An 11,187-nucleotide genomic window follows, 5' to 3' on the forward strand; every position below is an offset into this window, starting at 1 on the left:
TTCTGAACCATGGTCACTCTTCTGACGCCCTTCGGCACTGCCGGCCTGTAAGAGCCTGCTCCGAAGTTACGCCAGCTCACTGGAGTATCCACTGCCTGAATCGTTCCTCGCCTTCGGCAAGGTTCTTGCTCCAAGATTCGTTGTCGACCGGCACCATTTGCTTCAGATTGTCAGGATAGGTGGACATTATCGACTGACGTCTTTGCTCATAAACTGATATGCGTTCACATTAGACGGTCCGGCACCGATCTTGGCGCAACGAGCTGCCTGACTCTCTGGTTCCAGCGAGAAAACGATGAGACGTCGAGTCAGCTCGGCTTTGGGATTACCTTTCGGGATGACCCAGCCATAAGAGTTGTAAAATGCCTGATTCCAGCAAATCGCCAGCCCATCCCCTTGCGCGATCAATTGATAGGCCCGGTTCGAAAAAGTTGGCATAATATCGATCTCGCCACTGTGGAACAGCTGAGCGCCTTGTGGCGGAGTCGTCCACCAAGTCACTATCTTCTGATCTTGTCGAGTTTGTTGAAGGCGCGCTTCCAGCCGTCGTCAGTCTCAAGAACCTTGTAGATCTCCTCGCCTCCGGGCACCCCGTCAGCCCGCAAGGCAACTTCGCTGTCGTCGCGGCCGCCATTGCGAAGTGAACGAGCTCCTGGGATCGAAAAGTCCCACATGTCGGCGAAAGACGTCAGCTCCTTCTTGGTGGCAGAGGGAAGGCATACCAGAGCAATGGCAGAGATATATCTGGCATAAAGCTTGGATTGTGCCGCATCTCCTCGGGAATCTGATCGACGAATTCGCCACTCACGTTGAGCGGTTCTAGCAAATCCGCCTGCTGCCACTGCAGCGACTCATCGGCGCCGGCCCCGAAAACACAGTCCCACATGTAGTTCTTGGTCTCTACCATCGATTTGATCTGGGTGGTCGGACTAGCGCTACGGATTACGGGGACGACCTGGATTCCTGTGGCTTTCTCAAATGGCCCATAGAGAAGCTCACGATTGACTTCAGTCATCGCTCCTCCGGTATCCGCAACGTATAATGTCTGTGCGCCGGACTCCAGACTGTGGGCGCGGCCAACGAGGCAGTTGCGCGCGCCGTCCATTTTAAAAACGTCCTTCTGTTCATGGCGTTCCTAGAATTCCTGATTGCCCTTACCACTGTCGCGTTGGCTCTCGTTGCGGTCACGTGAGCGATAAGCATCACAGAGCGCACGACCAGCAGAAGCCAAGCGGAGACCGCGGCAAGAGAAGGGGTCGCGCGGTAAATCGCTTCTTCCCAAAGCTGCTTGGGCAGTGCGACGAAGGTGCCGCCGTGAGGCGCAGATTTTTGTGAGTTGCCGTGTTACGGGAGCTGCCATCGCCAACCTTCTCCGGGTTTCTTGCTGTTGGCGCGCAAGTCTGGCATTCCGCTTCGCGGTCGCCAGCGCTGCTTGACTACCAGACGCTATTTTCGTATCCAAACACCGTCAAGTGTATAATCAACAGCTTTGCCGAGCTTCTGAGATCGAATCCTCCAGGTGGAATTCCGGCAAGATGCGGCGGCTGTGGGCCGGCTGGAGCAACTGGGTGCTTCCCGAAACTCCGTGTCTCCGCCACGACCAGAAGTGCTGCGTTTTGGCCTGAGGCGACGGATGGACCATGCGGAGGAACAAGCGCGTGACCATGTTGGTGGTGACGCGCGATCTGGGTTTCGCCTGCAACTGGATGAGACCACGCGATGATGGCCAAGAGGCGAGCAGTAGATCGGCTCAGGCGTCGAAATGGCATTAGTGCGAAGAGCTAAGCCGTACGTGCGATGATGCAAGACCTCGGGATCGGATCGTCCCACAGGCCTCATCTTCGCCAGGTGCGAGAGAGGATCATGATGCGGCTTGCCGAGATGAGCGCCGACGAACTTCAGCAGATGCTCCGCCACGTGAGGGCGGAATACGATGCTATTCGCGCGCGCAAATTGAAGCTGAACATCGCGCGCGGGCGCCCGGGAGAAGAGCAGCTCGATCTGTCGAACGAACTGCTTTCGCTACCGAAACCCGATGATTGGATCACGGAAGCTGGGGACGATGCACGAAATTACGGGGGCGATCCGAAGGGACTTGTCGAACTCCGCCGCATATTCGCTCCCATCCTAGACGTTCCAGTGGAGCAAGTCGTGGTAGGAGGTAACTCCAGCCTTGCGATCATGCATGATGTAATTGTGTGGGCTCTTCTAAAGGGTGTGACAGCAATTGCGACCCCTTGGATGAAACAGGGAAGAATCGCGTTCCTTAGCCCCGTGCCTGGTTATGAACTGCATCATAACATGTGCATCGAGTATGGCATCGATCTGATTCCGGTCCCTGTCACGCCCAAGGGGCCAGACATGAAGGTGGTGGAGCATCATGTGCGGGATCCACGTGTGAAGGGCATGTGGTGCGTGCCGACTTATGCCAATCCGACGGGCGAAATATGGTCCGATGAAGTAATTGATCGACTGGCTGCGATGGAGGCTGCGGCCACAGATTTTCGGCTCTTCTGGGACGATGCGTATGTCGTCCATCACTTAGCCGATAACAGCAAGCCAGCTAAACGGATCTTGCCTGCTTGCGCGGCCGCCGGGAATGCGGATCGACCGCTTATGTTCTGGTCTACCTCAAAGATTACCTTCGCCACAGCCGGTATCGGCTTCTTCGCAGCTTCTCCCGCGAACGTTCGTTGGTTTCTTGACTGCGCCAAGCGGCGTGGAGCTGGTCAAGACAAGCTTAATCAACTTCGTCACGCGCGTTTCCTCAAGGACGCAGGGGGCGTGACACGACACATGAAAAGACACCGCGCTATTCTTGCTCCCAAGTTTTCCGCAGTGCTCCAAGCGTTCGAAAGACGTCTCGCAGGCAAAGGTGCTGCCGTCTGGACTCGGCCTGAGGGCGGTTATTTCATCAGCGTCGATACTATTGCAGGCGCAGCGCAACGAGCTGTCAGGCTGGCGGGCGACGCGGGAATCTCTCTCACTGCAGCAGGATCGACTTTTCCAAACGGGCATGATCCCAAGGACAGCAATATCCGCATTGCGCCAAGTTTTGCATCGTTGGAAGACGTGCGGATTGCAGCTGAGGCAATTGCAATCTCAATTCTGCTGGCGGCAGTCGAGAAGCAGCTTGGCATCAATGACAATGACTGAAGTGAACACGCAGCACAACTCGTCTCAAGCCATTTGTCTTCTGACCCGTCACCTCAGCGGCCACCTCGCCATCGATTTTTCGTCCGCTTCGCCGGAGGCTATCGGCCACGCCCAGTGTCATGTTATTGACAGGCAGCGCGACTGGATACAGTATAATTAATATGCATACATCAGGCTTGCTTGGTTGTGTCGGTGGCCGGCAAACCGGCTCGTTCGGGCCCGAAGCTAAGGCAGATCCTTAAATGGAAACCCACGCTCCGCAAACTTATCGCAGCGCCGCCAACCCCGGAGCGCGTTTGAAGCAAGTTCCTCTAGATTATCTTGACAACTACAAGTCTCGGTTCGATGCGATAACGGCTCCGCATATTCATGCGTTCGACAAGGCCCATCTAGTTGCGCTAACCGAAGGGGGCGCAATTAAGCGTAAAATCGGACAGCAACTTCTAGCCGGCCTGCGACAGATGGAGGCAGAAGGTGTTCTAAATGTTCATTCTAAGATGAACTCGGGCCTGCACGCGGGCGAACGATATCTAACAAAGCTTTATGGCAGTGAAATTGGTGGGCAGATCGCCACCGGGCGCAGTTCGGGAGATCTGAATGCCGTTTCTCGAAGGAGGGCGTTTGCGGCTCAGATCTGTTCAGCCTTGGATGGCATGATGAAGCTGCGCCATTCTCTCATAGAATTGGCGTCGAAACACATCGAGACCGTCATGGCGGGCAACACGCATGGCCAGCACGCCCAGCCAACAACACTGGCGCATTGGGCTCTGATGTTTGAACTGGTCGCAGCCCGGCATCAGCAGCGATATCAAGAAGCTCATGCTCGCATCAATCAGTCGCCTGCTGGCGCTGCCATCATGACTGGGAGCGATTTTCCGATCGATCGTCGGCGCTCGTCAGAGCTCCTCGGCTTCGATGGGCCCTTGCCCAACACTTTCGATGCGATCATCAGCCACGACATGGAGATCGAATATGCCGGTCTCATGGCAGGTTTAACGCATTCGCTCGCTCGCTTGGCCGATGATCTGCAGTTATGGTCGACATTTGAATATGGCTATGTCGAATTGCCGGATTATCTGTGTGGTACTAGCTCGATCATGCCGCAGAAGAAAAATCCTGATGGGCTGGAGGACATCAAGAGTTTGGCGACGCAAGCATCATCGGCCTTCCTGGCTGTAAGCATGTCCGAACGCGGACCTACTGGTTTTACCACCATGGAGCGGGTCAATACGGACAGTCAGCTCAAGGCCATTGGTGAAATGATTCCCGCACGACTGGATACTCTGTCGCGCCTTGTGGGCGATGTGCGCTTTGATGTCGCGAGAATGAGCTATTTGGCGGGTGCCAACTGGTGCACCGCAACGGACCTTGCTGCGGCCATAGCGCGCGAGACTGCGTTGGGGTGGCGTAAAGCGCATGAATTGGTCGCCGGATTCGTGGCGCACTGTTTCAATTGCGGAATGATGCCAAACACGGTGACAAGTGCCGACTTGGATGCAGCAGCAAATCAGCTCGGTTTTCCTGCACCAAGCCTTGACCCCCAACTGTTTCGGGAAAGCCTTAGTCCACTCGCTTTCGTTGGCCGACGTTCGACTTACGGCAGCCCGGCGCCCGCCAATGTGTGCGCGCAGATAAAGCTCGCTCGCGAGAGCCAGACCAGAGATGCGGAGCAGCAGGAAAAGCTGCGTTGTGTTCGCGAACGCGCCGCTAAAGCTCTTGATGAAGCCGTGAATGCCATCCTTGAGTAACATTGGGTGGTCGATATGTCCGGCCAGCATCTATCGCAACATGATGATGTATCCAAAAGGGCCGCAATAGAATACATTGTGCTTGACTGTTATGGGCGTCGTGCTCATTGTCTCGCGATCGGCGCAAACGGCCCGGCGCAGTTTGATGCTGTCAGCCCCGTCTTCGGTTGCCGATTAGTTCGTTCTTCGGGAGACCGCGGCCTTCATGGACCTGAAGCAGATCGAAGTTTTTTGCCGGAAGGCGGCTGAGCTCAATTTGCAGAAGATTGAGCTGAAAAGAGGGGACATTCGGCTGCTGCTGATCGCCGCCGCTGAAGTGACATCCGCTTTCACCAGCGCGCCGCTGTCACTGCAAAAAGCTGACAGTCTCGGTTCGAATCAAGAAGGTCATAAGATACGAGCTTTGACCGACGGAGTGTTTTATCGCTCGGATGTCCAGGGTGGTTCTCCTGCGGTTGAAGTAGGGCAGACAATCACCAAGGGGCAGATCGTTGCTGTCGTAGAGTCCATGAAAACACTGTTCCGTGTCGAAGCTGACAGAGCGGGGACGGTGCGAGCAATCCTACCCGACGACGGCCAGGTGGTTTGCGCGGGTGACACTCTTCTCGTTCTCGAGTGAGCAAATGTTTGACAAGGTGCTGATCGCCAACCGTGGGGAAATAGCCGTTAGAATGGAGCGCGCCTGCGGTGCCATTGAAGCGTTCAAAGCCGGCAGCGCGGACATCCGGTTTCTGAAGAATTGGTTGGCCGCTGGGCTGAGGCTGAAGAGAGCCACTTCTGCGGTGGCATCATGACGGGTCTTTGCGATTACATTCCGCAATTGACTGCCATCATGAGGCGCCATGGCTTGATCCGGCTGGAATATGAGGAAGGCGGCGAGTTTATAAACATTGAGCTTGCGGCGACGACCGACGAGAAGGTGCGAGCGGCGCCGCCGGCTACGGCAAATATTGTTGTTCGCGCGGTTGGGCCGGGAAGATTCTTACCAAGGCATCCCGCGGCGGCTTCAGCGGCGGTGCCGATGGGCTCGTCTTTAAACTCGGATGATATCCTCGGCTACCTACAGGATGATTTGATTCTAATCCCGATCAGAACGCCGCAGCGGGGGCGGTTGGTCACAATTCTTATCGAAGAAGGCGCCGCGGTTAGTTACGGCGCGCCCTTGTTCGAGATCCTTCCGGTAGACGTGGAGTAGGCGGCATCTACGAACGGCATCGGCGCACGGCGTTGGCATAGTATCACACCATCTACTCTACTCGGGCAGGTAGGAAAATGAAATATGATGTCGCAATTATTGGGGGCGGAGCCATCGGTTCCGCGGCTGCCTATTTTCTCAAGCTCATGGCGCCGGCTTCAGATGTCATAGTGATAGAGCGCGATCCGACCTATGCGATAGCCTCGACGCCACGGGCGTCTGGTGGCGTCCGACGTCTTTTCGCGCTTTCCGAGAATATCCAGCTTTCAAATTTCTCAATCCCCTTCTTTGAGTCATTTCCGAAGACGATGGCGATCGAAGGCGTGGATGCCGAGATCGGCTTTAAGAAAAATGGCTACCTCTTCATCGTGCCCCTTAGTGCGACGGGGATGTTGCGTCAAAATTACGACGCTCAACGAGATCAAGGTTGCAATGTCGTATGGCTGACGCCGGACGGTCTGAAAGAGAAATTCCCTTCGATGAACGTTTCGGACCTTGGCGCCGGCGTCCATTCTCCCGATGACGGCTGGCTGGATCCGCATAGTGTGCTGATGGGTTTTCGTAAGAAATCGCAATCTCTCGGCGTCAAATATCTTGCCGACGATGTGGTGGGGATGGACCGCGCCGCTCATGCTGTAACGCATGCCCGAGTGGCATCCGGCGCTCAGATTGAAGCGGATCAATTCATCAATTGCGCAGGAGCGTGGGCAAAGGAAATCTGCAAGCAACTGGGGTTCGATGTTCCAATCACCCCGCTGCGGCGTTTCGAACATTACTTCGAAACGCAAGAACCCATCGAGCCGCTGCCTTACCTCAAAGACCCCGAAAGATTAGCTTTCCGTCCCGAAGGCGCCGGCTATTCAGGCGGTGTTCCGACGCTCGCGGAACCGCGGGGCTATAATTTCGAGGTCGACTACGACTATTTCGAATCAGTTGTGTGGCCAGCATTGGCGCACCGTTTCCCGCAGTTCGAACGGACGAAATGCCGTTCAACTTTGCCGGGTCTCTATGATCAGAACGACTTCGACGGCAATGTCATCATCGGGCCGGGGGCCGATGGTCTGGGCAATTTCCACATGCTGGCGGGCTTCTCAGGTCACGGCCTGATGCATGCGCCCGGCTGTGGTCTGGCGATTTCCGAACTTATCCTGAAGGGACGATACGAAACGCTGGATTTAACTCGTTTCGGTTGGCAGCGACTGATCGACGACGCCCCTCTGCCCGAGCGCGGCATCATATAGTTTCAACGCTTTCCCCTGCCTGTGGGATTTGGGAGCTTTGCCTTCCAAGACCTTCCGATGTGACCGCGAGGCCGTTCTCCTTGAGGCGCCACGCGCCACGGACCGTGTGACCTCGAAACGGCGCTTTGGAACCCTTCCGTAAAACGCGATCGGCGATGCGAAATCAGTTGCGGTGTGGCAATATAAAATGTATCCAAAAACAATAGAAGGGATGCAAAATATGGCGAGCGTGAAAAGCGCCGAGGTCGCTATCATCGGGTCCGGTACGATTGGTATCGCGGTCGCCTACTATCTGGCCAAACACCACGGCATCACTGATATCGCGCTCATCGACCAAGGCCCTCCGATGGCCTTCACGTCCGCTCAGTCTGGCGAGAATTATCGAAATTGGTGGACCCATCCACTGATGGTTCGTCTCTCTGATCGTTCCATCCAGCTCATGGAAGACATCGCGCGAGAGTCGGGCAATCGGCTGAACATGACTCGACGCGGATATGTCTTGGCGTCGCGAAAGACAGATGCCTCCGAGCTGATCGAGGGATTGCGCTTCAGCTTGGGTGCGGAATTCGATGAGCAGGTACGGATCCATGAGGGTACCACGAGCCGCAGTTATCAACGACCCGCAGACGCTGACTGGACGCTGGCGCCACGAGGCTTCGATCTGCTTCGCAATCCCGAGCTGATCCAATCGCTGTTTCCCAATTATGATCGCGACCTGCGAACAATCCTGCATGTACGCCAAGCCGGCGACATTTCGGGGCAGCAGATGGGAGCCTTCATGCTGGAATACACGGGCAGCGTCGGCGCGCACCGCATGCAGGGCATGGTCGACGGCATTAGGGCGGAGCGAGAAGGCGGGTTTACTATCGCTTTTAAGGACGAGGGGACCTCTAAGACTCTCCGAGCGGTCAAGCTAATTAACTGTGCGGGTCCCTTTGCGAACGACATTGCCGCCATGCTCGACGTCGAGTTGCCCCTATTCAATGTGATGCAGCAGAAAATCGCCTTCGAGGATGTTCACAAGGTCATTCCTCGGGACATGCCGTTTTCGATCGACCTCGATGATCAAATGATCAATTGGACGGAAGAAGAAGCTAGCCTGCTTCGGGCCAGTGCAGACACTGCCTGGCTCACACAACCAATGACCGGCGCAATTCATTGCCGTCCCGACGGAGGAGACGGCGGCAGCTGGCTACGGCTCGGATGGGCCTACAACGAGAGGGCGCAGGTAAACGCGACCTGGGACGTTCCGCTGGACGACCGCTTTCCCGAAATTGTGCTTCGAGGGGCTTCGAGGCTCAACCCCGGACTCAGGACCTATATCGGACGGCTGACGCGCGGTCTGCATCATTATAGCGGCTGGTATACGCGGACCCACGACAATTGGCCGCTGGTCGGGCCCATGGGACCGGAAGGCTCCTATATGTGCGTCGGTCTTTCCGGCTTTGGCACGATGATGGCTTGCGCTGTCGGAGAGCAAACGGCCGCATGGGTTGCGGATAAGCCGTTGCCCGGATCGGCTGTCTTCACAATGGACAGGTTCACGGATCCTTCGTTGATCCCTGATCTGGGCTCGGTGGGCGCGGGGCTGCTTTGATGTCTGCGCCCGACCGATTGATGCATTGCTTGAGAGATACGCGCCTAGCGTTGGACTAGTTGGGAACTCCGATGAGTGACAGCCATACATTGCCCCTTGGTGACGTCGCGTTCGCTACGATCGGGGAGCTTTCGCGCGCATTGGCCACCAAGCAGGTCACGTCGCTCGAGATCACGGAGCGTTTTCTGGCGCGGATTGCGAAGTTCGACCCGCAGCTCCATGCCTTCGTCGCAATCTACGCGGATTCGGCTCGCGTAGCTGCCAAGACCGCCGATGCACGGCGTGCGGGCGGCAACGCTTTGCATATGCTGGACGGGATACCTTTCGCGGTCAAAGATCTATTTGATGTCAAGGGGAGACCGACCCGGGCCGGATCGCTTGCGACCGCATCGACCCCTGCGGAGAACACAGCCCACGCTGTTCAGCGCCTCCTCGATCGAGGAATGGTTCTCATCGGGAAAACGCACACCGTTGAATTCGCTTTTGGTGGTTGGGGGTGCAATCCCGTCTGCGGTACGCCGGTGAATCCCTGGGATACCTCGGTTGCGAGAGTACCCGGCGGATCATCCAGCGGATCGGGAGTCGCGGTCGCGGCGGGGCTCGTGCCGGTTGCGCTCGGGACCGATACCGGCGGCTCAATTCGTACCCCCGCATCGCTTTGTGGAATTGTTGGCCACAAGAGTACGCTCGGCTTGGTCGGCCGGGGCGGCGTCTTTCCATTGGCGCCGACATTTGACACTGTGGGTCCGTTGGCCCGCAGCATCCGGGATGCCGCGTTGGTACTCGATGCCTTGCAAGGGCGGGATCCCCAGGATCCCTCGACCTACGGAATTGGGCGCATAAATCCTCTTGGCGAGTTAACGGCTGGCGTCGAGGGCTTGATCTTGCGAGCGCCAACTGACTCTCAGCTCAAATTCGTCGACCCCCGAATTATGGACCTTTTCCATAAGGCACTGGGCGACCTCAAGAGACTAGGCGCTCACATAGATGTGCGTCCCATGCCTCGGAGTCACGAAGAATATGCGGCTCACGCATCCGGTATCACGGGGACCGAAGGCTGGAATGGGCTATCGCAATACATCGAGGGGCTCGACAGTCGAGTTGATCGTTTGATAGCGCAGCGAATGCGCAAAAGCAGTGGCATCAGCGCGAGGGACTATTTCGGCCTGCTTACAACCCGCCGCGAAATGCAGGTGGAATTCGATCGTTATCTGGAAGGCGCAGCAGCGTTTCTCTTGCCCTCGGCTCCGATCGTGACTCCAGAGATCGAGGGGGCGCACGAGCAAACCGCACCTTTTGGTCTCCTCGCCCGTATAGCCAATCTAATGGACTTGGCCGCTATATCGATACCCATGGGGCTCGCAGCCCTTATGCCGGTAGGTCTGCAAATTACCGTCCGCCGTTTTGGTGATGCAACGGCCTTCCGGATTGCGCAAGCGTTTGACCGCGAACGAGGGGGCGCCGTAGCAATCCCTCCCGGATACATATGAAACCGTTCGCGATCCCCCCAATGACTTGTCGCAGACCGAGCCCTTTTGGGGGGCTTGCCGAGTTTCGGGCATTGTTCGTGGCTTTCTGAAAATGAGGATTCCATTCGGAAATTACGATTTCGTCACATTCAGGTTGACACGAATGTGCCGGAGGCCCTTTAATCGTATCCTAAATTAACGTCTCGGATACAAATTGGGCCGCGGGCCCTCGCTCCCATGGCGGCCGGCGAAAAGAGGACGATGATGAGTGACGAGCAAGCCGCGGCACTGAGTCCCGAATCGGTCGTTGCGCAAATGAAGCAAAACGGCGTGTCGCATGTTGTTTGGCTGCCAGATAGCGAGACGAACTGGCTGTTCTTGAAAATGCAGGAGGAGCAATCGCTGAGCTTGGTCGGCGTCGCCCGCGAAGGGCATGCCTGCTCAATAGCGGCCGGACTTTTCGCAGGAGGAGCAAAGCCGATCGTGTTGGTGCAGAATACCGGCATGATGGAATCGGGAGATTCCATGCGCGGCTGGCTGCTCAATCTGAACGTTCCGGTCGTCTTCTTGGTTGGTTACCGCGGTTACACGCGGCACGGCGTCAATCACGATAGCGCGGCCGAATATACAGAACGCTTCCTGCTCGCTTTCGGAATCAAGTTCTACATGGTGGAAAGTAATGCGGACGCCGATCGCATCTCGCTCGCTTTCACCGAGTCTGAACTAACTCAGCGCCCAGTCGTCGTACTGATCGCCGACGAATTTCACGGTTTTAATTGAG

11 protein-coding genes are annotated in these 11,187 nt (G+C 56.5%); 9 read left to right on the top strand and 2 right to left on the bottom strand.

Annotated features, from left to right (window positions below; all coding sequences use genetic code 11):
• Positions 1-186: 186 nt before the first annotated feature.
• Together XH90_RS37675 and XH90_RS37680 are read right to left on the bottom strand one after the other, a co-directional pair.
• Positions 187-501 carry an extracellular solute-binding protein gene (locus tag XH90_RS37675; RefSeq protein ID WP_164933840.1) on the bottom strand — a complete coding sequence of 105 codons (315 nt, stop codon included), beginning with the start codon at positions 499-501 and terminating at the stop codon, positions 187-189.
• Between the two features lie 187 nt (positions 502-688).
• Positions 689-1,015, bottom strand: coding sequence for a hypothetical protein (locus XH90_RS37680; RefSeq protein WP_128929635.1), 327 nt, complete (start codon positions 1,013-1,015; stop codon positions 689-691).
• 848 nt (positions 1,016-1,863) lie between these two features.
• Here XH90_RS37680 and XH90_RS37685 point away from each other — a divergent pair.
• The 9 genes from XH90_RS37685 to XH90_RS37725 all read left to right on the top strand — a co-directional run bounded on the left by XH90_RS37685 (position 1,864) and on the right by XH90_RS37725 (position 11,186).
• Positions 1,864-3,156, top strand: coding sequence for an aminotransferase class I/II-fold pyridoxal phosphate-dependent enzyme (locus tag XH90_RS37685; RefSeq protein ID WP_128929634.1), 1,293 nt, complete (start codon positions 1,864-1,866; stop codon positions 3,154-3,156).
• Between the two features lie 242 nt (positions 3,157-3,398).
• Entirely contained in the window at positions 3,399-4,904 is a 1,506-nt protein-coding gene (locus tag XH90_RS37690) for an argininosuccinate lyase (RefSeq protein WP_128929633.1), read from the top strand.
• A 205-nt stretch (positions 4,905-5,109) separates the two neighbouring features.
• Entirely contained in the window at positions 5,110-5,523 is a 414-nt protein-coding gene (locus XH90_RS37695) for a biotin/lipoyl-containing protein (RefSeq protein ID WP_128929632.1), read from the top strand.
• Positions 5,524-5,527: 4 nt separating this feature from the next.
• Positions 5,528-5,698, top strand: a complete 171-nt coding sequence (locus XH90_RS37700; protein ID WP_164933826.1) for a biotin carboxylase N-terminal domain-containing protein — start codon at positions 5,528-5,530, stop codon at positions 5,696-5,698.
• Entirely contained in the window at positions 5,695-6,099 is a 405-nt protein-coding gene (locus XH90_RS37705) for a biotin/lipoyl-containing protein (protein WP_128929630.1), read from the top strand. Before XH90_RS37700 ends, XH90_RS37705 begins: the two co-directional genes overlap by 4 nt.
• A gap of 77 nt (positions 6,100-6,176) precedes the next feature.
• The gene (locus XH90_RS37710) at positions 6,177-7,340 is read left to right on the top strand and encodes an FAD-binding oxidoreductase (protein ID WP_128955182.1); all 1,164 of its coding nucleotides are present in this window, start codon (positions 6,177-6,179) and stop codon (positions 7,338-7,340) included.
• A gap of 220 nt (positions 7,341-7,560) precedes the next feature.
• The gene (locus XH90_RS37715) at positions 7,561-8,937 is read left to right on the top strand and encodes an FAD-binding oxidoreductase (protein WP_194408520.1); all 1,377 of its coding nucleotides are present in this window, start codon (positions 7,561-7,563) and stop codon (positions 8,935-8,937) included.
• Between the two features lie 71 nt (positions 8,938-9,008).
• On the top strand, positions 9,009-10,427 hold the full coding sequence (locus XH90_RS37720; protein ID WP_128929628.1) for an amidase: 1,419 nt from the start codon (positions 9,009-9,011) through the stop codon (positions 10,425-10,427).
• Between the two features lie 243 nt (positions 10,428-10,670).
• Positions 10,671-11,186, top strand: coding sequence for a thiamine pyrophosphate-binding protein (locus tag XH90_RS37725; RefSeq protein WP_164933841.1), 516 nt, complete (start codon positions 10,671-10,673; stop codon positions 11,184-11,186).
• Position 11,187 lies beyond the last annotated feature (1 nt).

Origin of the sequence: Bradyrhizobium sp. CCBAU 53338, assembly GCF_015291665.1 — a bacterium.
Taxonomy (GTDB): Bacteria; Pseudomonadota; Alphaproteobacteria; order Rhizobiales; family Xanthobacteraceae; genus Bradyrhizobium.